At 70.6% G+C, this 19,401-nt stretch carries 20 protein-coding genes; 7 read left to right on the top strand and 13 right to left on the bottom strand.

What is annotated here, in order from left to right:
- Nucleotides 1-13: 13 nt before the first annotated feature.
- The 3 genes from ACIBCK_RS24575 to ACIBCK_RS24565 form a co-directional block, all read right to left on the bottom strand.
- Nucleotides 14-1,027 (bottom strand): hemolysin family protein, encoded by a 1,014-nt coding sequence (locus ACIBCK_RS24575; protein WP_399393523.1) that lies wholly within the window; start codon nucleotides 1,025-1,027, stop codon nucleotides 14-16.
- Entirely contained in the window at nucleotides 1,024-2,355 is a 1,332-nt protein-coding gene (locus ACIBCK_RS24570) for a hemolysin family protein (protein WP_399393522.1), read from the bottom strand. The genes ACIBCK_RS24575 and ACIBCK_RS24570 overlap by 4 nt, the downstream gene beginning before the upstream one ends.
- Before the next feature lie 129 nt (nucleotides 2,356-2,484).
- Nucleotides 2,485-2,982, bottom strand: coding sequence for a GNAT family N-acetyltransferase (locus ACIBCK_RS24565; protein ID WP_399393520.1), 498 nt, complete (start codon nucleotides 2,980-2,982; stop codon nucleotides 2,485-2,487).
- 143 nt (nucleotides 2,983-3,125) lie between these two features.
- Between ACIBCK_RS24565 and ACIBCK_RS24560 the strand changes: the two genes are divergently transcribed.
- The gene (locus tag ACIBCK_RS24560; RefSeq protein WP_399393518.1) at nucleotides 3,126-4,685 is read left to right on the top strand and encodes a PQQ-binding-like beta-propeller repeat protein; all 1,560 of its coding nucleotides are present in this window, start codon (nucleotides 3,126-3,128) and stop codon (nucleotides 4,683-4,685) included.
- Between the two features lie 64 nt (nucleotides 4,686-4,749).
- A complete protein-coding gene (locus ACIBCK_RS24555) occupies nucleotides 4,750-6,333 on the top strand; it encodes a PQQ-binding-like beta-propeller repeat protein (RefSeq protein WP_399393516.1) in 1,584 nt (527 codons plus the stop codon).
- A gap of 34 nt (nucleotides 6,334-6,367) precedes the next feature.
- On the opposite strand, the gene ACIBCK_RS24550 is transcribed toward ACIBCK_RS24555, so the two are convergent.
- Both ACIBCK_RS24550 and ACIBCK_RS24545 read right to left on the bottom strand, forming a co-directional pair.
- Nucleotides 6,368-8,932 (bottom strand): ABC transporter permease, encoded by a 2,565-nt coding sequence (locus tag ACIBCK_RS24550; RefSeq protein ID WP_399393515.1) that lies wholly within the window; start codon nucleotides 8,930-8,932, stop codon nucleotides 6,368-6,370.
- Nucleotides 8,933-8,946: 14 nt separating this feature from the next.
- The gene (locus tag ACIBCK_RS24545) at nucleotides 8,947-9,768 is read right to left on the bottom strand and encodes an ABC transporter ATP-binding protein (protein ID WP_399393513.1); all 822 of its coding nucleotides are present in this window, start codon (nucleotides 9,766-9,768) and stop codon (nucleotides 8,947-8,949) included.
- 196 nt (nucleotides 9,769-9,964) lie between these two features.
- Between ACIBCK_RS24545 and ACIBCK_RS24540 the strand changes: the two genes are divergently transcribed.
- Complete coding sequence (locus tag ACIBCK_RS24540) at nucleotides 9,965-10,192, top strand: antitoxin (protein WP_344526843.1); 228 nt, start codon at nucleotides 9,965-9,967, stop codon at nucleotides 10,190-10,192.
- Between the two features lie 4 nt (nucleotides 10,193-10,196).
- Nucleotides 10,197-10,568, top strand: a complete 372-nt coding sequence (locus tag ACIBCK_RS24535) for a fic family toxin-antitoxin system, toxin component (protein ID WP_399393511.1) — start codon at nucleotides 10,197-10,199, stop codon at nucleotides 10,566-10,568.
- A 30-nt stretch (nucleotides 10,569-10,598) separates the two neighbouring features.
- On the opposite strand, the gene ACIBCK_RS24530 is transcribed toward ACIBCK_RS24535, so the two are convergent.
- Nucleotides 10,599-10,811, bottom strand: coding sequence for a VOC family protein (locus ACIBCK_RS24530; protein ID WP_399393509.1), 213 nt, complete (start codon nucleotides 10,809-10,811; stop codon nucleotides 10,599-10,601).
- Nucleotides 10,812-10,861: 50 nt separating this feature from the next.
- Between ACIBCK_RS24530 and ACIBCK_RS24525 the strand changes: the two genes are divergently transcribed.
- Entirely contained in the window at nucleotides 10,862-11,224 is a 363-nt protein-coding gene (locus ACIBCK_RS24525; RefSeq protein ID WP_399393507.1) for a VOC family protein, read from the top strand.
- 38 nt (nucleotides 11,225-11,262) lie between these two features.
- On the opposite strand, the gene ACIBCK_RS24520 is transcribed toward ACIBCK_RS24525, so the two are convergent.
- The 4 genes from ACIBCK_RS24520 to bioB all read right to left on the bottom strand — a co-directional run bounded on the left by ACIBCK_RS24520 (nucleotide 11,263) and on the right by bioB (nucleotide 15,284).
- Complete coding sequence (locus tag ACIBCK_RS24520; RefSeq protein WP_399393505.1) at nucleotides 11,263-11,934, bottom strand: class I SAM-dependent methyltransferase; 672 nt, start codon at nucleotides 11,932-11,934, stop codon at nucleotides 11,263-11,265.
- 123 nt (nucleotides 11,935-12,057) lie between these two features.
- Nucleotides 12,058-12,798, bottom strand: coding sequence for a dethiobiotin synthase (gene bioD, locus ACIBCK_RS24515; RefSeq protein WP_399393503.1), 741 nt, complete (start codon nucleotides 12,796-12,798; stop codon nucleotides 12,058-12,060).
- Nucleotide 12,799: 1 nt separating this feature from the next.
- On the bottom strand, nucleotides 12,800-14,107 hold the full coding sequence (locus ACIBCK_RS24510) for an adenosylmethionine--8-amino-7-oxononanoate transaminase (protein WP_399393501.1): 1,308 nt from the start codon (nucleotides 14,105-14,107) through the stop codon (nucleotides 12,800-12,802).
- Nucleotides 14,100-15,284 carry a biotin synthase BioB gene (bioB, locus tag ACIBCK_RS24505; RefSeq protein WP_399393499.1) on the bottom strand — a complete coding sequence of 395 codons (1,185 nt, stop codon included), beginning with the start codon at nucleotides 15,282-15,284 and terminating at the stop codon, nucleotides 14,100-14,102. Before bioB ends, ACIBCK_RS24510 begins: the two co-directional genes overlap by 8 nt.
- Nucleotides 15,285-15,447: 163 nt before the next feature.
- Here bioB and ACIBCK_RS24500 point away from each other — a divergent pair, with 163 nt between their 5' ends.
- A complete protein-coding gene (locus ACIBCK_RS24500) occupies nucleotides 15,448-16,590 on the top strand; it encodes an 8-amino-7-oxononanoate synthase (RefSeq protein ID WP_399393497.1) in 1,143 nt (380 codons plus the stop codon).
- Here the strand turns inward: ACIBCK_RS24500 and ACIBCK_RS24495 are convergent, their stop codons facing one another.
- Both ACIBCK_RS24495 and ACIBCK_RS24490 read right to left on the bottom strand, forming a co-directional pair.
- On the bottom strand, nucleotides 16,591-16,815 hold the full coding sequence (locus ACIBCK_RS24495; protein WP_399393494.1) for a DUF397 domain-containing protein: 225 nt from the start codon (nucleotides 16,813-16,815) through the stop codon (nucleotides 16,591-16,593).
- Nucleotides 16,816-16,824: 9 nt separating this feature from the next.
- Entirely contained in the window at nucleotides 16,825-17,685 is an 861-nt protein-coding gene (locus ACIBCK_RS24490; protein WP_399393492.1) for a helix-turn-helix domain-containing protein, read from the bottom strand.
- A gap of 270 nt (nucleotides 17,686-17,955) precedes the next feature.
- Here ACIBCK_RS24490 and ACIBCK_RS24485 point away from each other — a divergent pair, with 270 nt between their 5' ends.
- Complete coding sequence (locus tag ACIBCK_RS24485) at nucleotides 17,956-18,423, top strand: ATP-binding protein (protein WP_399393491.1); 468 nt, start codon at nucleotides 17,956-17,958, stop codon at nucleotides 18,421-18,423.
- On the opposite strand, the gene ACIBCK_RS24480 is transcribed toward ACIBCK_RS24485, so the two are convergent.
- Nucleotides 18,412-19,323: a LysR family transcriptional regulator gene (locus ACIBCK_RS24480; RefSeq protein ID WP_399393489.1), complete on the bottom strand. Its 912-nt coding sequence runs from the start codon at nucleotides 19,321-19,323 to the stop codon at nucleotides 18,412-18,414. The two genes, ACIBCK_RS24485 and ACIBCK_RS24480, sit on opposite strands and share 12 nt — an antisense overlap.
- Nucleotides 19,324-19,401: the final 78 nt, after the last annotated feature.

Below are 19,401 nucleotides of genomic sequence, written 5' to 3'. Positions count from 1 at the left end.
GGTCTTCCTCGGTTCACACGGGCTGACCGAACAGCTCCCGCAGTACGTCCTCCATCGTGACCATGCCGGCCAGCCTGCCGTCGGAGCCGAGCACCGCCGCCACATGCGTACGGCTGCCCCGCATCGCGGTCAGCACGTCGTCCAGCGGCGTGGTCTCACGGACCTGAGCGATCTTGCGCATGTCCGGCACCCGGAACGGCAGGTCGCGCGGCATCCGGTCGAGCGCGTCCTTGACGTGGAGATAGCCGACGATGCGACGGCCGTCGTCCACGACGGGAAAGCGCGAGAACCCGGACTCCGCCGAAAGCCGCTCCAGCTCCTCGGGCGTCACGCCGACGCGGGCGTAGACCACGCTCTCCAGCGGGAGCACCACATCCCTGACGGGGCGGCGGCCCAGCTCCAGGGCGTCGTGCAGCCGCTCCTGGGCGCGGTCGTCGAGCAGGCCGGCGTCGCCGGAGTCCTTGACCATCCGGGCGAGTTCGTCGTCCGAGAAGGACGCGCTCACCTCGTCCTTCGCCTCGACCCTGAGCAGCTTCAGGAGGCCGTTGGCGAAGGCGTTGATCGCGAAGATGACCGGGCGCAGCGCCCGCGCGATCGCGACCAGCGGCGGGCCGAGCAGCAGAGCCGTGCGTACCGGCTCGGCCAGCGCGATGTTCTTGGGGATCATCTCGCCGAGCAGCATGTGCAGATACGTCGCGAGCGCCAGGGCGATGACGAACGAGATCGGGTGGACCAGACCGTGCGGCACCCCGACCCCGTCGAACAGCGGCTCAAGAAGGTGCGCGATCGCGGGCTCGGCGACGATGCCGAGCACCAGCGTGCACAGCGTGATGCCGAGCTGCGCCGCCGCGAGCAGCGCGGACACGTGCCGCAGGCCCCACAGCACGCTCTTGGCACGCCGGTCGTCGTCCTCGGCGTACGGCTCGATCTGGCTCCTTCGTACGGAGATGAGGGCGAACTCGGCGCCCACGAAGAAGGCGTTGACGACGAGGGTCGCCAGGCCGATCAGCAACTGGATGGCGGTCATCGCTCCTCCTCCTGGTGGTCGTCGTGCAGGGGCGCGTGCAGCAGGACGCGTGCCGCGCGGCGGCCCCGGGAGTCCACGACGTCCAGCCGCCAGCCGCCCACCTCCAGGCTGTCGCCATCGGCGGGGATACGGCCGAGCTCGGTCGCGACGAGTCCGGCGAGCGTCTCGTAGGGACCCTCCGGCGCGCGCAGGCCGACGCGGGCCAGCTGGTCGGTGCGGGCCGAGCCGTCGGCGGAGTACCGCGTGCGGCCTTCGCCGTCCGTGCCGTCGGGGGCGATGTCGGGCGTCTCGTGCGGGTCGTGCTCGTCCCGCACCTCGCCGACGACCTCCTCGACGATGTCCTCCAGGGTCGCGACGCCGGCCGTGCCGCCGTACTCGTCGATGACCACGGCCATCGTGCGCTTGCCGGAGAGCCGGTCGAGCAGACGGTCGACGGTCAGCGACTCCGGTACCAGGAGGGGCTCGCGCATCAGCTCGGCGACCGGGAAGCGCGCCCGGCGCTCGGCCGGTATGGCCAGGACGTCCTTGATGTGCGCGACGCCGACGACCGAGTCGAGGTTGCCGCGGTAGACGGGAAAGCGGGACAGACCCGTCGCCCGGGTGGCGTTCGCGACGTCCTCGCAGGTGGCCTGCACGTCGAGGGCCATGACCTGGACCCGCGGCGTCATCACGTTCTCCGCGGAGAGGTCGGCGAGGTTCAGGGTGCGCACGAACAGCTCCGCGGTGTCCGCCTCCAGAGAGCCCTCCTTGGCGGAGTGGCGGGCGAGTGCCACCAGCTCCTTGGGGCTGCGCGCGGAGGCCAGCTCCTCGGTGGGCTCGATGCCGAAGCGGCGTACGGAACGGTTCGCGGTGTTGTTCAGATGCGCGATGAACGGGCGGAACAGGGCGCTGAACAGGCGCTGCGGGGTCGCCACCCGTTTGGCGACGGCCAGCGGGGAGGAGATCGCCCAGTTCTTGGGGACCAGCTCACCGACGACCATCAGGAAGACCGTCGACAGGGCCGTGCCGATGACCAGGGCGATCGACGATGACGCCGATGACGGGATGCCCATGGCGCGCAGCGGGCCCGAGATCAGCTTGGCGATCGAGGACTCGGAGAGCATGCCGACGACCAGGTTGGTGACGGTGATGCCCAGCTGGGCGCCGGAGAGCTGAAAGGTGAGGTTCTTGACCGCCTTGAGGGCGCCGGCGGCACCGCGCTCGCCGCGTTCGGCGGCTCGCTCCAGTTCGCTGCGCTCGACCGTCGTGAGGGAGAACTCGGCCGCGACGAAGACACCGCAGGCAAGCGAGAGCAGCACCGCCACGAGGAGCAGGAGCACTTCGGTCATCGGGTCACCTCCGTCCCATGATCGGGCAGGGACCGGGCGAATGCGCGATGTCGGGTACTAGGAGGCTCGCCCATGGGCGGACGCTCACACCTTTCGTAGACGTTCGAGTGGTCCGTCCATGTTAAAGGATCAGCAAAGCCCACTCGACGGACCGACTGCGGGCCGGGATCGGAGGGGTCCCCCGGTCAGGCCCGTTGAAACGGCTTCACCCAGCGGCTTCACCCAGCGGCTCCACTGCGGCTCGGGGGCGTAACCCGCGGCGTGCCAGGTGTGATGGGCCTGTTCGTTGCGGTTCAGGACCATGGCGTCGCCGCGCCGCCCGCCGAGGCCCACGAATCGCTCCTCGGCCGCGGTGAGCAGCGCCGAGCCGATGCCCTGGCGGCGGTGGTCCGGGTGCACGGCCAGGCGGTAGAGGTGACAGCGCCAGCCGTCGAACCCGGCGATCGCGGTGCCGACGACGCGGGCGTCGCGCTCCGCGAGCAGCAGGGCCTCGGGGTCGCGCGCGATGAGACGCGCCACCCCGTCGTGGTCGTCGCTGATGCTCGTTCCCTCGGCGGCTTCGCTCCAGAACCGCAGCACGGTGTCGATGTCCGAAGGGGTCGCGCGGCGGATGTGAAGGTCGCTCATGGGGAGATGTAAGCAGGGCGGCCGCCCGTCTGGCGAGCGGTTTCGGCGACCTGGCCGGGGGCGGACCGGCAGCGGAAACCGGCCATGAAACTTTTTCTAGAAAGTGGCTCTAGAAACCGTGTTGATTGGGCCAGAATCGCGGCATGGTCAATCGTGAGTCCGAGCCGGTGCATCAGCCCGTGCCCGGCAACCCCTACGTCGTCCAGCCGGCGCCGCCGGCCGGTCCCTCGCGGAGGCTCGGCCTCGCCCTGGCGGCCGGCGCCGTCGCCCTGGCCCTGGTCGGTGTGGGCTTCTACGCCGTCACGCGAGCGGACGGGGACGGGGACGGCAGCGGTTCCCGTGAGCCCGTCGCCGGACAGACCCGGCAGTCGCCGGACGGTGACGGGAAGTCGGCCGGCCCGGACCAGGGGGACGACGCCAAGGACGACGGGTCGGCCGCCGTGATCGACGTCAACGCGGGGCGCAAGCCCGGTGAGGCCAAGGCGTGGCTCGCGATGAACGACCTCAAGCTGCCGGGCAAGGGTGCGCAGCTCCTCGACCTCTGGCATGTGCCCGGCGTCGTGGCCCAGGCCGAGTACAACGAGGTCACCGGCTACCGCACCGCCGACGGCTCGAAGGCATGGTCGGTGGTGCTGCCCGGCACGGTGTGCGACACGCCGGTGAACCCCACACCGGACGGCAAGGTCGTGGTGGCGTACACGAAGAAGAAGTCCGAGCAGAACACGTCGTGCGATCAGCTGCGGATGATCGACCTGAAGACCGGTGACAAGGGCTGGCACAAGGAACTCGTCGACCGCGGCTTCTGGGACTCCACCAGCTCGACGCACGTCTCCATCACGGGCAGCACCGTCCTGGTCGACACGTACGCCACCATGCGCGCCTACCGGATCAGCGACGGCAAGCGGCTCTACACGACCGAGAGGGAGCGGAAGGGCGGCTGCTCCCTCGACGGCGTCGCGGGCGGCACGCGGCTGCTCCAGGTGGAGTCGTGTCAGCCGGGCAGCCCGAACACGCACGGCAGGCTCAAGAAGCTCGACCCCCGCACGGGCGACGTCGAGTGGAGCTACCGGACGAAGAAGGGCTGGAGCATCCAGAAGGTCTACTCCGTGGACCCCGTCGTGGTCGCCGTCAGGAACCGCGAGGAGATGGACAAGTGGGCCGTCGCCGCCGTCGACGACAAGGGTGATCAGCGCTCCTGGATCAGTCTCGACAAGGGCCCGCAGAAGTTCGAGATGTGCGCGGGGGCCGGGGACTCCGGCGAGGGCGTGCAGAACTGCCCGGGGGGAGCTGTCGATTCGGACACGCTCTATCTGGCGAGCGAACCCAAGGACGACCTCCTCGGACCGAACAAGATCGTTGCCTACGACCTCCGTTCGGGGAAGTCCAAGTGGTCCGGATCGGTCAGCGGGCGGAACATCGTGCCCGTCCCCGTGGCCGGAGGCGACAAGCCCGGGTTGATCGCGTACGCGCGGCCGCGGGGCGACAAGAGCGGGCAGACCGTGCGGTTCGGCCGCGGCGGCGGCAAGCCGGACGTGCTGCTGCGGCACACCTCGCCGGCCCAGACCATGGAGGTCGCGATGTTCGCCGGCAACATCCTGTACGCCGACAAGCGGTTCTTCGTGACCCCCACGCTCCTGGAGGGCAAGAGTCACGGCGGCAAGGGCGAGGAAGGCGACGCCCGCATGCTCTCCTTCGCCCGGTGAGGCCTCCGGCCGGGCCTCCGGCCGAGCAGCACGCCCCCAGATCCTTGCCAGCAGTGGAGACACGATGACGCAGCCGCCCCCCGAACAGTCCCCGCAGCAGCCGCAGGGCCCATTGCCTCCGCAGGGCGCCTTCGGACCGCCTCCGCAAGGCAGCTTCGGCCCGCCGGTCGCCCCGCCGCCCAGCGGCTTCGGCCCGCATCAGGTCTACCAGCCGATACCGGCGTCCGGCCGGCCACCCGGCTCGGGCGGCGGACGGCGAGGTCGGCGTACCGCGATCGTCGTCTCCGTCGTCGCCGCGCTCGCCCTGATCGTCGGCGGCGGCGTCTGGTACGCCACATCGGCGGGCGACGGCTCGAAGGACAAGACGGCGGCCAAGCCGGGCGGCGACGGCGCGAAGCCCGAGTACGAGAAGCCCGAGGAGAAGGCACCGAAGGACCCCAAGGCCTTCTTCACGACCAAGGCATTGCAGCCCAAGTTGCCCAAGGGGGAGACGACTTGGAGGACGCAGGGGTCCTGGCTCACCGACAAGGTGTACGCGAAGTCCTCGGTCGAGGCGATCGTCGGCGTCGACGCCACGTCGGGGAAGGGGCTCTGGCGCCTGCCGAAGCCGGGGCAGTCGTGTGCGGGCTCCCCGAACCTCGGAAAGGGCAACATCGCCGTCGTCGTCACGGGGGCGAAAGTGCACGACGACAGGGGCTTCAAGGACGCGTGCACCGAGGTGACGGCCTTCGACGTGGACACCGGTGACAAGCTCTGGACCAAGTCGATCACCATCGGCTACGAGAAGAAGAAGACGGAGTTCGACCAGGTCACCATCAGCGGCGACACGGTCGCTGTCGGAGGCCTCTACGGCGGCGCGGCCTTCGACCTGCGCAGCGGCGAGGTCCGGTGGGAGCCGAAGCAGGGGGAGGAGTGCCGCGACGTCGGGTACGGGGGCGGCGAGCGGCTCGTGGCGGTCCGCTCCTGCGGTGACTACGGCTCCGAGCGCTTCCAGGTACAGCTCCTCGACCCGGCCACGGGAAAGTCGAAGTGGACCCACAAGCTGCCGGCGGGCGTCCGCAGCCCGAACCTGGTCTCGACCAAGCCGGTGGTCGTCGCCCTCGACTCCGGTGAGATCACCTCGTCCGGAGCCACGGACGTCTTCCCCCTCGACGAGAAGGGCAACCGGCGTACGAGGATCGCCCTGACGGACGGCAAGTACCTGCACAACTGCGGCAGGGTCCACGTCGTCGAGGACTGCCGGGCCATCGCGGCGGGCAACGGCAAGCTCTACGTCGCCACCGAGAAACGCGAAGGGGCGAAGGAGTTCTCGTCGGTGAACGACATCGTGGTCTTCTCCCTGGCCACCGGCAGGACCACGGGGGAGAGGGTGGAGGGGGGCGACAGCTCCCCGATCTTCCCGATCCGCATGGACGGCGGGAACGTGCTCGTGTACAAGAGTGGCTTCAAACCGCAGGTCGTCTCCCTCGACGGCAGGAACCTGAAGAAGGAGACGGTGCTTCTCGCGGGCACCGGGTCGGCCGCGCTCTCGCCCCTGATCTCCGAACTGCGCTTTTACCGCAACAAGCTGTTCGTCAGCTCCGATCTGCTCGGCCAGTACTCATCGGACAAGAAGGAGATCATGATGTTCGGCTTCGCGGCCAAGTAGGCACAGGCCGCGTGGCCACAGCGGCAGCGGGCCCTCACTCGTGCGCGATGGCCGCCAGCACATTCATGCGCGACGCGCGCAGCGCGGGGAGCAGGGCCGCGGCGAGTCCGACGACCACCGAGCCGATCAGCACCGCGATCACCGTCGTCCAGGGGATCGCGAACGCCGTCATGCCCTGCAGCGCGAGCACCTGCTGCGCCGCGACGCCCCACACCAGACCGAGCGCGAGCCCGAGCAGCGCGCCGAACACCGCGATCACCACCGACTCCAGGCGGATCATCCTGCGCAACTGCCGCCTGGCGAGACCGATGGCGCGCAGCAGACCGATCTCGCGGGTGCGCTCCACGACCGAAAGGGCAAGGGTGTTGACCACGCCGAGGACGGCGATGATGATCGCCAGGCCGAGCAGCGCGTAGACGAGGTAGAGCATCACGGCGATCTGCTCGCGGATCAGTTCCTTGTAGTCGGCCTGGTCGCGGACCTGCACCTGCGGATACGGGTCGAGCGTCTTCTCCAGCCGGTCGCGCAGCGTGTCGGCCTCCGTGCCCGAGGCCGCGTTCACATACAGCGCGGAGTCCTGACCGCCCGGCACGAACTCGTCGACCGTCTCCATGCCGAGGAAGATGCCGCCCTCGATGCCGAACCCTTCCGATCCGGGCTGGTCGGTGAGCGCACCCACCGTCAGCTCCGTCTTGCGTCCGCCGGGGAACTCCACGGGCAGCTCGGAGCCCACCCGGGCGTTGTGTTCCCGCGCGAAGTCCCGCTGCATGGCGATGCTTCCGGGCGCCAGGGCCCGTGAGGTGCCGCCGTCGACGTACGTGACGCGGGCGACGTCGTCGAGGCGCGGGTCGTAGCCCGCCGCGGTCGTCTCCACGCTCTTGCCGTCAGGCATGGACACCTTCACGGGCGTGAACCGCTGGCGCACGACGAGCCCGGCGCCCTCGGTGTCCTTCACCTTCTCGGTGATCTCCTGCGAGAAGGGCATGAAGTTGCTGTTCTGTACGACGAAGTCGGCGCCCAGCGTCTTGTCGATCTGTTCGTCGAACGACTTGGTCATCGACGCGCTCGCCACCGACATGCCGCTCACCAGGGCGAGGCCCACCATCAGCGCGGCGGCCGTGGCGCCCGTACGGCGCGGGTTGCGCAGCGCGTTGCGCTGGCTCATCCGGCCGACCGAGCCGAACAGGGCGGGGAACGCGCCACCGAGCACCCGGATCACGGGCCGGACGAGAAGCGGTCCCGCGATGACGGTGGCGATCAGGGTGAGGACGAGACCGAGACCGAGCAAGGAGGCTGCCGATGAGGTCTGCTCCGCGGTGGCACAGCCCACCAGCGCGGCGGTGCCCGCCGCCCCGACGACCGAGCCGACCGTGGCGCGGATCTTCAACGGACGTCCCACGCCCGCGATTTCGGCGTCGGCGAGCGCGGCCATCGGCGACACCTGCGCCGCACGCCGAGCCGGGAGATACGCCGCGACGAACGTGACGCCGACCCCGACGACGTACGAGGCGACGGGAGTTCCCCACCCGATGACCATCTCGGTGGACTTCAGGTTCATCCCGAAGGCGCTCATCAGCTCGATGAGCCCCGCCGCGAGGCCGATGCCCGCCGCGAGGCCGAGCGTGGAGCCGACCGCGCCGAGCAGGACGGCCTCGGTGAGCACGGAGCGGCGGACCTGTCTGCGGTCGGCGCCGAGCGCGCGCAGCAGGCCCAGTTCGCGGGTGCGCTGGGCGATCAGCATCGAGAAGGTGTTGACGATCAGGAAGATGCCGACCAGGACGGCGATACCGGCGAAGCCGAGCATCACGTACTTGATGACGTCGAGGAAGCCGCCGAGTTCGGAGGCCGCGGATTCGGCCTGTTCGTCGGCGGTCTTCAGGTCGTATCCCGAGCCGAGTTCGGCGGTGATACGGCGCTTGAGTTCGGTGTCGCTCACGCCGGCGGCGGCGTCCACGGAGAGGCCCGTGGCCGCGTCCTTGTCGCCCAGGAGTTCGCGCTGGGCGGTCGGGGTGTCCAGGAAGAGCAGGGCCGCACCGGGGTTGGTGGTGGTGAAGGTGACGATGCCGACGACCTCGACCTTGAACGAGCCCGGCGCGGCGAGCACCGTGAGGGTGTCGCCGATCCGCACGTCCTTCTTGTCGGCCGTGTCCGCGTCGAGCAGCGCCTGGTCCTTGCCGCGCGGAGCGTGCCCGGAGGTCAGCTCGACCGGGCTGCGGTCGGAGACGTACCAGTTCGTGGCGACGGTCGGGGCGCCGGAGGTGGGGCCGACCGGATCGTTCCCGCTGTCGACGACCGTGATGTTCTCGACGGCCGCGTCCAGACGGGTCCGGGCGACCCCATCGACCCCGGCGACGCGGTCGGCGAGTTTCGCGGGGATCGTCGGTGTCCGCCCCGAGGGCACCGCCTCGTCGAGGTCCTCCTTCGGCTCGACGGTCACATCGGCGGACGTCGAGGCGAAGAGCCGGTCGAAGGTGCGGGCCACCGTGTCCGAGAAGATCAGGCTGCCCGCGACGAACGCCACCGAGAGAAGCACGGCGAGCGCGGAGAGCAGCAGCCGGCCCTTGTGCGCGAGGAAGCTTCTGAGCGTCGCCTTCAGCATGGCCGCGGGCCGCCTCAGTCCCGGTCCGGCGCGCTGTCGGCCCCGGGACGGCTCTTTGGTTCGTGCATCACGTCGAACCGTTTGAGCCGTTCGAGGACCGACTCCGCGGACGGGCGCGGCATGTCGTCGACGATGCGGCCGTCCGCGAGGAAGAGCACCAGGTCGGCGTGGGCGGCGGCGCCGGGGTCGTGGGTCACCATCACGACGGTCTGCTCCAGCTTGTCGACGGCCTCGCGCAGGAAGCCCAGCACTTCGAGGCCCGCGCGCGAGTCGAGGTTGCCGGTCGGTTCGTCCGCGAAGATCAGCTCCGGGCGCGAGGCGAGCGCCCGCGCGCACGCCACGCGCTGCTGCTGGCCGCCGGAGAGCTGGGCGGGCCGGTGCTTGAGGCGGTCGCGCAGCCCGAGCGTCTCGATGACGTGGTCGAGCCACGCGCGGTCGGGACGTTGGCCCGCGATGTCCATGGGCAGCGTGATGTTCTCGACGGCGTTCAGGGTGGGGATGAGGTTGAAGGACTGGAACATGAAGCCGATGCGGTCCCGCCGCAGCTGCGTCAGCTCCCGTTCCCTGAGCCCGGTGATCTCCGTGTCGCCGAGCCACACCTGGCCGGCGGAGACCGTGTCGAGCCCGGCGAGCAGATGCATGAGCGTGGACTTCCCCGAACCGGAGGGGCCCATGACGGCCGTGAACCGACCGCGTGCGATGTCCACGTCGACCGCGTCGAGGGCGAGCACGGTGGTCTCCCCGGAGCCGTACGCCTTGGTCAGACCGCGTGCCCGTGCGGCGACCTCGCTGGGCTCCGCGAGGCCTCTGGTCGATGCCGAAGCAGGTGTGGACAAGGCCGCCTCCTGGGTCGTGGCCGCTCCAACTCCCTTAATCCAGCCGAGAGTAGAGGGTCGGGGCGGGCGCCGGTATCCCTCCAAGGTCGTGAACCGGAGACGTATGTAAGGGGCACTGGACGGGCTCCTCGTGTGCGCCCCCGCGCGCTTCCGCGCCCTCTTGCCGGTGCTAGCGCAGCGGCGCTAGCTTGAAAGCATGGCGAAGACCCAGCTGAACGTGCGGGTGGACGAAGGCACGGCCCGCGCCGCGCGCGAGCGGGCGCTGGCCCGCGGGATGAGCGTGAACCGCTACATCGAGGAACTGGTCAAACAGGACGCCGGCGAGGTCGGCCACACCTTCGTCGAGGCCGCCGCCGACTTCATGAAGCAGTACGAATCCGTCTTCGCCGAGGAGTTCGGTGCTGAGCGCGAGGGTCGTCGCTGAGCCCTTGAACCTCAGAATCGATCTTGCCTGGCTGTTGATGATCGCCGAACACAAGATGCCCGGAGACCCGCAGGTCACCGACTGGGGCGCCCTGGTCGCCGCCGTCAGCCGGCACGAGGCCGAGATCTTCGGCGTGCCCGTCTACGAAGGCCCGCACGACCGGGCCGCCGCGCTGCTCCAGGTCCTCCTGCACATCCCGGCCCTGGAACGCTCCAACGCCCTCTTCGCCTCTTCCGTCGCCTACGCCTATCTGGTCGCCAGCGGCGTGAAGGTGGTCACCTCGCCCGAGCAGGTGCGCGAGCTGGCCCGCCTGGTGAAGGAGGACGGGGCGAGCGTGCGGGCCGTCGCGGACGAACTGCGGAAGTGGCGCCGCTAGCCTCCGGGCGAGTCACCGCACGGCGGGGTCTCACAGGTCGCAGGCCCGCGGGTGCCGTGGCTCGTACAGGCCGACCTCGCCGCCGCCCGGCAGTTTGAAGCGGGTGAGCAGTCCCCAGCCCGCGTCGGTGACCGGCTGGGTGAACTTCACGCCTGCGGCGGTCAGTTCCCGTACCGTCACCTCCACGTCGTCGCACATCACGGCGTCGTTGCTGTAGATGATGAGGTGCGCGCCATTGATCATGCGGCGAGGATAGGTTCGGCGGGAGAGAGCCGCACTCCAGGAGGACGCTCATGCCTGCCGCCATCCAGCCGATGATCATCACCCCGGATCTCGACCGCCTGCTGCGTTTCTACCAGGAGCTGCTCGGGGCCGTGGAGGTGTCGAGGACTCCGGATGAGGGGCCCGCGTTCTTCGTGGACCTGCGCATCGGCGACTCGGTGTTCGGCGTCGTCTCGGACACGAGCGTGCCGCTCGACACGCCGCAGCGCATTCTCCTGAGCGTGGCGGTGGAGGCCGTGGACGACCTCCTGGAGCGGGTGGACACCCTCGGCGGTGAGACGCTGGGGCCGGCCAACGACATGCCGTGGGGTCAGCGCGTCGCGCACATCAAGGACCCGGACGGCAACGCGGTCAACCTCACGCAGCTGATCTGAGGCCTGCCGTCCCGGCCTTCCCGGCGTGGGGGATTGGGTCAGTCGCTCTCCGGCCGTCGTGCCGTGCCGAGCACGCAGTAGGAGGTGGGCAGCCGCGGGCCCTTCGGGGGCACCAACAGCCGCCGGTACGTGCCGATCTCGAAGCCCGCGGCGCGCAGGGCCGCGAGGGGGTCGCGTGCCACATGGCAGCCGCCGAAGAGAGGCGGCCAGAGCGTGCGGTCCAGGAAGCGCTGCGTGGCCGCCATCGCGCCGCCCGGAGCCACGCCGTGCTCGAAGAACCGCAGCTCGCCGCCCGGCCGCAGGACGCGCCGCAGCTCGCCGAGCGCACGGGGTACGTCACGCACGCTGCACAGCACGAGCGAGGCCACGGCGCCGTCGAAGGCCTCGCTCTTGACGGGCAGCGCTTCGGCGGCGCCGGGGACGACGTCGACCGGTACGTCGGCGCGCACGGCCGCGGACGCGGCCAACTGCCGCAGGACGCGCTCCGGTTCGATCGCCACGACCTCGGATACCGCCGCCGGATAGTGCGCGAAGTTCAGGCCGTTGCCCGCACCGACCTCGATCACCCGCCCGGAGAGCCCGGCGAGCAGCTCCTTGCGGTACGTGGCGATGACGCGCTCGGCGGCCACGCTCTGCCGGGCGTAGAACCGGGCGAAGACGGGGTGGTGCACCGCGTCCCGGGACGCGGCTTTGGCGAAACGCGGTGACATGGGCCCTCCTCGACGGGACGAGCGGTTACCGCAATGGTGCCCCGGCACGGACGGTTTTCCCCACGCAGTACGCGTGGTGGCGCCGGGCCGTCACCCGCGCGGCGGCCGTATGCCGCCCGGGGCTCAGCCCGTAACCTCCACCCCCCGCGGCGCCTCCCGTTCGGTGAACGTTTCCGCGTTCCAACGGCCGCCCAGTTGTGGCGCCAGCCAATCAGCCGCGTGCGTGCGGAAGTTGGGGTGGGTGAGGGTGCCCGCGCCCTGCGGTACCGCGCCGAGCAGCGGTGCGTTCGCTGACCGGGGCAGGTCCGCGAGATTGCAGCGCGATGCCAGGTCCGGTGCGGTGGGCCAGCTGCCGATCGTTACGCCCAAGGGGGTCAGGCCCCGGGCTCGAAGGGCCTCCGCCGTGAGCGCCGTCGAGTTCAGCGTGCCGAGACCCGCCGAGGCGACCACCAGGACCGGAGCGGAGAGGAGGCGCGCGGCATCGGCCAGGGTGGCGCCCTCGTCGTCGTAGCGCACGAGCAGACCGCCCGCGCCCTCGATCAGGACCAGGTCATGCTCCGTCGACAATTTCTGCGCCGCCTCGGCAATTTCGTGCGGGCGCACCGGCTCCATGCCCGCCCGCCGCGCGGCGGTGTTCGGCGCCAACGGCTCGGGGAAGCGGGCGAGTTCGAGGGTCGTGACCGCGTCACCCGCCAGCCGCTTCACCTCCTGCGCATCGCCCGGCTCGCCGGGAGCCACCCCCGTCTGCGCGGGCTTGAGCATCGCGACGCTGCGCCCCGCAGCCAGCGCGAGGGCGGCCACCGCCGCCGTCGTCACCGTCTTGCCGATCTCGGTACCCGTCCCGGACACCACGATGACCGTCATCTCAGCCCTCCTTCGCCGCCGCGCACACCGCGCGCCCGATCCGTGCCACGTCGTCGTCGCTCGTGATGAACGGCGGCATCGTGTAGATGAGGTCGCGGAACGGCCGCACCCACACCCCTTCGCGCGTCGCGGCGCGGGTCGCCGCCGCCATGTCCACGTCGTGGTCAAGCTGCACGACGCCGATCGCACCGAGCACGCGTACGTCACGGACGCCCGGCAGAGCCGCCGCCTCGGCGAGCGTGCCGCGCAGGCCCGTCTCGATGCGCTTGACCTCGGTCCGCCAGTCCTGCCCCAGCAGCAGCTCGATCGAGGCGCCGGCCACCGCCGTGGCCAGCGGATTGCCCATGAACGTGGGGCCGTGGGCCAGGACCGGCACCTCGCCCTGAGAGATGCCGTCCGCGACCCGCGAGGTGCACAGCGTCGCGGCCAGCGTCAGATAGCCGCCGGTCAGCGCCTTGCCCAGGCACATCACATCGGGCGTGACGCCCGCGTGGTCCGCGGCGAACAGCTCGCCCGTGCGGCCGAACCCCGTGGCGATCTCGTCGAACACGAGCAGCACGTCGTGCTCGTCGCAGGCCTCCCGCAGCACCCGCAGATAAGCGGGGGAGTGGAACCGCATCCCGCCCGCGCCCTGCACCACCGGCTCCACGATCACGGCGGCGAGCTCGTCGGCGTGACGCCCGATCATCTCCCGCAGGTGCTCGGCGTACTCCTCGTCGTACGCGTCGAAGCCCGTGGGCGGCGCGTCCGCGAACACCTGCTCGGGCAGCGCCCCCTGCCACAGCTCGTGCATGCCGCCCTCGGGGTCGCACACCGACATGGGCTGCCAGGTGTCCCCGTGGTAACCGCCGCGCCAGGTCAGCATCCGCCGCTTGGCCGGACGCCCGAGCGAGCGCCAGTGCTGAAGGCACATCTTGACCGCGACCTCGACCGACACCGAACCGGAGTCCGCGAGGAAGACGTGCTCCAGGCCCTCCGGCGATATGTCGACAAGACGCTTCGCAAGGCGGACGGCGGGCTCATGCGTGAGCCCGCCGAACATGACGTGGCTCATCCGGTCCAGCTGCCCGCGCACCGCGTCGTTGAGCACGGGGTGGTTGTAGCCGTGGATCGCCGACCACCAGGACGACATCCCGTCGACCAACTCGCCCCCGTCGCCCGCGAGCCGCAGCCGCACACCGCTCGCCGACTCGACGACCAGCGGCTCCTGACGGCCGGGCATCGGGCCGTACGGATGCCACACATGGCGCCGGTCGAGGTCGAGCAACTGGGGAACGTCGAGCGGTCGGGGCGCGGAGAAGTCAGGCATTGGGCGCCAGATCCGTCCCCGCGCCCCGGCGGCGTACCGCCACCAGGTCCGTGCGCGCCTCGGACGTCTCACCCTCCGCGGCCTCGACCGGCGCGGGCTCGGACGAGCCGCACGGCCCGCAGCCGCCCCCGCCGTCCCCGTGCGACCCGCACCCCGCGGCCGTCAACGCGTCCGCGCGGTGCTCAGGGAGCGTCACCGTGTCCGTGCCCTCGACCTCGAACCCGGCGTCCGCGATCATCTCCAGGTCGGTCTTGCCGGCCTGGCCCTCGCTGGTCAGATAGTCGCCCAGGAAGATCGAGTTGGCGAGGTGCAGCGCCAGGGGCTGCATCGTGCGCAGATGCACCTCGCGGCCGCCCGCGATGCGGACCTCCACGTCGGGGCAGACGAAGCGGACCATGGCGAGAATGCGCAGGCAGCGCTGCGGGGTGAGGTTCCACTCCTTGGCGAGCGGGGTGCCCTCGAAGGGGATCAGGAAGTTGACCGGGACGGAGTCGGGGTCGAGGTCGCGAAGGGCGTAGACCACGTCCACCAGGTCCTCGTCGCTCTCGCCCATGCCCGCGATCAGACCCGAACAGGCGGAGAGCCCCGCTGCCTGCGCCTGCTGCACGGTGTCCACGCGGTCGGCGTACGTGTGGGTCGTGGTGATCTCGCCGTACGTCGCCTCGGACGTGTTGAGATTGTGGTTGTACGCGTCCGCGCCCGCCGTGCGCAGTTTGTCCGCCTGGCCCGCGGAGAGCAGTCCGAGGCACGCGCACACCTCGACGCCGTTGTTCTGCTCCTTGATCGCCTCGATGGTCTGCGAGACCCGGTCGACGTCACGGTCGGTCGGACCGCGCCCGCTGGCGACCAGGCAGACCCGCTTGGCGCCACCCGCGACACCGGCAGCGGCGGCCTGCGAGGCCTCGTCGGGCTTGAGCCAGGTGTACTTGAGGATGCCGGCCGTCGAGCCGAGGCGCTGCGAACAGTACGAGCAGTCCTCCGGGCAGAGCCCCGACTTGAGATTGACCAGATAGTTGAGTTTCACCCGGCGCCCGAACCACTGCCGCCGTACCTTCCCGGCGGCGGAAACCACGTCCAGAAGCTCGTCGTCGGAGGTGGCCAGCACGGCCAGCGCCTCTTCACGGGTCGGCAGCTCGCGCCGAAGCCCCTTGTCCACCAGCGTGTTCAGCAGATCCATGGCGCTGATCCTTACGTACGAGAGCATCGGTTTCCAAGGAGACTTCGCACAACAGAAACGCTGAGAGGTGTGGGTATTGCCACATCCTGGCCCGGTGGCCGGGCGGCTAGGGTCTGTGCACTGTCTACAAACCGGCCAGTGCTCACACCTCGGAGGGGACCCCATGGCGAGCTCGCCGTTCGACTGGATCGACGAGCAGGCGAGCCTCCGTGCGAGGGCCGGCCTCGTCCGCACCCTGCGCCCCCGGCCCGCCGACGCCGGTGGCCTCCTCGACCTGGCGAGCAACGACTACCTGGGTCTGGCCAGGCATCCCGAGATCACCGAGGGCGCGGCGCAGGCGGCCCGGCGCTGGGGCGGCGGAGCCACCGGTTCGCGTCTGGTGACCGGCTCCACCGAACTGCACGCGGAACTGGAGCGCGAGCTCGCCGAGTTCTGCGGCTTCGAGGCGGCCCTGGTCCTGTCCTCCGGATACGCCGCGAACCTCGCCGCCGTGACCGCCCTCGCCCCGCACGGGTCGCTGATCGTCTCGGACGCCGGCAACCACGCCTCGCTGATCGACGGCTGCCGCCTGGCGCGCGGCACGACACAGGTGGTGCCGCACGCCGATCCCGAAGCGGTGCGCAAGACGCTGGACGGCCACACGGGGCCCGCGATCGTCGTCTCGGACACGGTCTTCTCGGTCGACGGTGACGCGGCTTCACTGTCCGAACTCAGTTCCGTTTGCCAGGAGTTCGGGGCAGGTCTCGTCGTCGACGACGCGCACGGCCTCGGTGTGCTCGGCGACGGCGGGCGAGGCGCCCCGCAGGCGGCCGGCCTCGCGGGCACGGCCCACACGGTGGCCACGGTCACCCTGTCGAAGTCCTTCGGCAGCCAGGGTGGCGCAGTCCTCGGGCCCGCGAAGGTCATCGACCATCTGGTCAACGCGGCCCGGACCTTCATCTTCGACACGGGGCTCGCTCCCGCCGCCGCGGGTGCGGCCCTCGCGGCCCTGCGGCTGCTGAGCAGGGAGCCGGAGCGCGCTGCGCGGGCGCGCGCGGTGGCGGCCGAGCTGCATGAACGCCTCACGGCGGAAGGTCTCTCGGCGGTACGACCGGACGCCGCCGTCGTCTCCGTGCGGGCCCCCTCGCCGGACGCTGCCGTGCGCTGGGCCGCCGACTGCCGGGGCGCGGGCCTGGCCGTCGGCTGCTTCCGTCCGCCGTCGGTGCCCGACGGCATCTCGCGGCTGCGGCTGACCGCCCGTGCGGATCTCACCGACGCACAGATCGCCGATGCCGTACGAGTGATCAGCCGCGCCGCACCCCGGTAGTCACCGGAGGCCGTGGACGAAGGCCTCCCATGTCGTGGGCGAGAAGAGCAGAGCGGGCCCTGCCGTGTTCTTCGAGTCGCGCACGGCGAGCAGCCCCTGCTTCGGCCCTGAAGCGAGCGAGGCTGTCTCCACGCAGTTGTTCATGCCGTTGCTGCGGCTGCTGCGGTACCACTGTGCGCCGTGCAGAGATGTGCTGGAAGGTACGTGCCGAGGCAGTGCAGTCATGGTGCCCCCTTACGCGCCGTCACGTATCCCGGCGATGTGATCCGTTGATTCCTCGGGTGAAAGCGCCTTTCCCTGAAGGGAGTTGAAGGCCTCCGTGTATGCCTGGAGGTCTTCTTTCCGTTCGAGGTAGAGGCTACTCGTCAAGTGGTCGAGAACAACCACATCCAGATCAGCAATGTTCGGAAATGAGAAGACAACGAAAGAGCCGATGAGTCCCACATGCTCTCCGGCGGCGAACGGCAGCACCTGAAGTCGTACATGCGGCAACTGTGCCGCTTCCAGTAACCGTTTCAACTGACCCGCGAGCACCCGGCTGCCGCCCACCGGCCTGCGCAGTACCGCCTCGTCCAGGATCACGCTCAGTTGCAGCGGTGGAGAGGTGCGCAGTACGTCCTGACGGGCCAGACGTACCTCCACCAGCGTGTCCACCTGCTCGTCGGGCAGTCGGTCGAGCGCGGCCCGTGTCACCGCACGCGCGTAGTCCGGTGTCTGCAACAGGCCCGGCACGACCGTGGTCTCCAGGGTGCGCATCCGGCAGGCCTGTGACTCCAGACTGATGAAGTCGCGGTAGGCGGGCGGCAGCAGCTCGCGATAGGCGTGCCACCAGTGGCGGCGACCACCGTCGTCGTCCGAGCCCGCCAATGCCACCAGCAACTGGCGGAGTTGGGGGTCCCGCACCTCGTACGCATCGAGCAGCAGTCCTACGTCGGCCGCCTTGACACTGCTACGCCCCGTCTCGATCCGGCTGACCTTCGACTGATGCCAGCCGACCCGGTCCGCCGCCTGGCCACTGGTGAGCCCGGCGTGCGCGCGCAGCGCGCGCAGTTCGGCGCCGAGTTTCCGGCGGCGCACCGCGGGACCGTACCGCATGTCCGTCTCCTTCCCGACGGAGTGTTCCTATTCGGCCTTCCAGGGCCGCTCAGGGGCGACAGTAGAGGAAGCACCGACCTCGCGCCCAAATACGGTCTCTCGTAGCAGAGTTCACCGCTTCGAGCGACAGATATATGCACATCTTGGTGGATGGCCACCGGTGAGGGGTCCAAGAGTGGCAGGCTGGCGCGAAGCACCATTCCGGGACTGTCCTCGTTACTTCCGCTACGAGTCGGAGCCGAGCCCCGGTGGGAAAGGGACAACGTCGCCATGGCAGACCTTCAGGAAGCATCCGTCACCCTGCCGAGCGATCCTGCCTCGGTCTCCACGGCCCGGAAATACGTCGCGCGCATTCTTGCCGAGTGGGGCCTGCCGGGCGAGGCCGAGGCGGCCGACACGGTCCGGCTCATCGTCTCCGAACTCGCCACGAACGCCGTCCAGCACACCCGGGGCCAGTCGCCCACCTTCCGGGTGGACATCGAGCTGGACCGGGACGAGCAGCTGCGCATCGGCGTCACCGACAGCCACCCCCGCTACCCCAAGCGGCTGCCCGCCGCCGTCCAGCAGGACAACGGCCGTGGCCTGGTGATCATCCGCTGGCTGACCATGGAGTGCGGCGGCAGGCTTTCGGTCACACCCACTCCCGAGGGAGGCAAGACGGTCTGGATCGCACTGCCCTGGACCGCGCCGGTCCGTGGCGACGCGACGGCACCCTCGGCCTCGCCCTCACCCCGCTGAGCGTCCGAAGGCGCCCCGGAGCAGCGCCCGGAAGGTGTCCGCCGCCGGATGCGACGCGTCGGTGCGGTGGACGACCGAGATCGTGCGGCGCAATGTGCCCGGCTCCAACGGCCGCACGCCCACCGGGGTGGCAGCGGTCCGCGCCACCATCTCCGGTACGACGGCGACGCCGAGCCCGGCGCTGACCAGCGCGCACACCAGCGCGTAGCCCGGAGTCTCGACCAGGACCGAGGGGGTCGCGCCGGCCCGCGCCAGCGCGGACTCCACGCCCTGCCGGGGCGGATGCGTCGGCGCCATGCTGATGAGCGGCTGCCCGGCGAGTTCGGTCAGGGGCAGCCGTGCGGGCGAGTTCGCGAGCGCGTGCCCGGGGGAGGTCACCAGGACGAGCTCCTCGACCAGGATCGGCTCCGCGGTCACGGACGCGGGCAGCGGCACCGCATCCGCGGGCTCGTACGTATGAGTGAGGGCCAGGTCGACCTCGCCCGCCGCCACGGCCGCGATGCCGAGCGGCGGTTCATAGCCCCGGACCGTCAGATCGACGTCCGGATGGGCGCGGCGGAACGCGGTCAGCGCGGGCGGCACCAGATGGATCCCGGCCGTGGTGAACGTCCCCACCCGCAGCCTGCCGCCGGAGAGCCCCGCGAGCCGGGCCAGTTCGTGCCGGGCCTGTTCCATCTCGTCCAGGACCCGGCGCGCCCGCGCGAGCAGCAGCTCACCCGCACCGGTCAGCCGCGCCCCGCGGTGATGCCGTACCAGGAGCGCGGTGCCCGCCTCCCGTTCGAGCTTGGCCAGCTGCTGGGAGAGGGCGGGCACGGTGTAGCCGAGGCGCTCGGCGGCGCGGGTGATCGACCCGGCCTCGGAGACGGCCACCAGTGCGGCGAGCCGCGTCGGGTCGTACATGGTCGCTCCCGGTGCAGGAGCCGGCGGCGGTGGGGCGGTCCGTCGGCGTGGGGGTAAACGCCTGCTTAAGGCTGACTC

The organism is Streptomyces sp. NPDC051218 (genome assembly GCF_044455475.1).
Classification (GTDB): domain Bacteria; phylum Actinomycetota; class Actinomycetes; order Streptomycetales; family Streptomycetaceae; genus Streptomyces.
This window is presented reverse-complemented; position numbering and strand designations above follow the sequence as displayed.

Coding starts and splice junctions, on each gene's coding strand:
- ACIBCK_RS24575 (WP_399393523.1), bottom strand. CDS start 1,027: ATGACCGCCATCCAGTTGCTGATCGGCCTGGCGACCCTCGTCGTCAAC.
- ACIBCK_RS24570 (WP_399393522.1), bottom strand. CDS start 2,355: ATGACCGAAGTGCTCCTGCTCCTCGTGGCGGTGCTGCTCTCGCTTGCC.
- ACIBCK_RS24565 (WP_399393520.1), bottom strand. CDS start 2,982: ATGAGCGACCTTCACATCCGCCGCGCGACCCCTTCGGACATCGACACC.
- ACIBCK_RS24560 (WP_399393518.1), top strand. CDS start 3,126: ATGGTCAATCGTGAGTCCGAGCCGGTGCATCAGCCCGTGCCCGGCAAC.
- ACIBCK_RS24555 (WP_399393516.1), top strand. CDS start 4,750: ATGACGCAGCCGCCCCCCGAACAGTCCCCGCAGCAGCCGCAGGGCCCA.
- ACIBCK_RS24550 (WP_399393515.1), bottom strand. CDS start 8,932: ATGCTGAAGGCGACGCTCAGAAGCTTCCTCGCGCACAAGGGCCGGCTG.
- ACIBCK_RS24540 (WP_344526843.1), top strand. CDS start 9,965: ATGGCGAAGACCCAGCTGAACGTGCGGGTGGACGAAGGCACGGCCCGC.
- ACIBCK_RS24530 (WP_399393509.1), bottom strand. CDS start 10,811: ATGATCAATGGCGCGCACCTCATCATCTACAGCAACGACGCCGTGATG.
- ACIBCK_RS24525 (WP_399393507.1), top strand. CDS start 10,862: ATGCCTGCCGCCATCCAGCCGATGATCATCACCCCGGATCTCGACCGC.
- ACIBCK_RS24520 (WP_399393505.1), bottom strand. CDS start 11,934: ATGTCACCGCGTTTCGCCAAAGCCGCGTCCCGGGACGCGGTGCACCAC.
- bioD (WP_399393503.1), bottom strand. CDS start 12,798: ATGACGGTCATCGTGGTGTCCGGGACGGGTACCGAGATCGGCAAGACG.
- ACIBCK_RS24510 (WP_399393501.1), bottom strand. CDS start 14,107: ATGCCTGACTTCTCCGCGCCCCGACCGCTCGACGTTCCCCAGTTGCTC.
- bioB (WP_399393499.1), bottom strand. CDS start 15,284: ATGGATCTGCTGAACACGCTGGTGGACAAGGGGCTTCGGCGCGAGCTG.
- ACIBCK_RS24500 (WP_399393497.1), top strand. CDS start 15,448: ATGGCGAGCTCGCCGTTCGACTGGATCGACGAGCAGGCGAGCCTCCGT.
- ACIBCK_RS24495 (WP_399393494.1), bottom strand. CDS start 16,815: ATGACTGCACTGCCTCGGCACGTACCTTCCAGCACATCTCTGCACGGC.
- ACIBCK_RS24490 (WP_399393492.1), bottom strand. CDS start 17,685: ATGCGGTACGGTCCCGCGGTGCGCCGCCGGAAACTCGGCGCCGAACTG.
- ACIBCK_RS24485 (WP_399393491.1), top strand. CDS start 17,956: ATGGCAGACCTTCAGGAAGCATCCGTCACCCTGCCGAGCGATCCTGCC.
- ACIBCK_RS24480 (WP_399393489.1), bottom strand. CDS start 19,323: ATGTACGACCCGACGCGGCTCGCCGCACTGGTGGCCGTCTCCGAGGCC.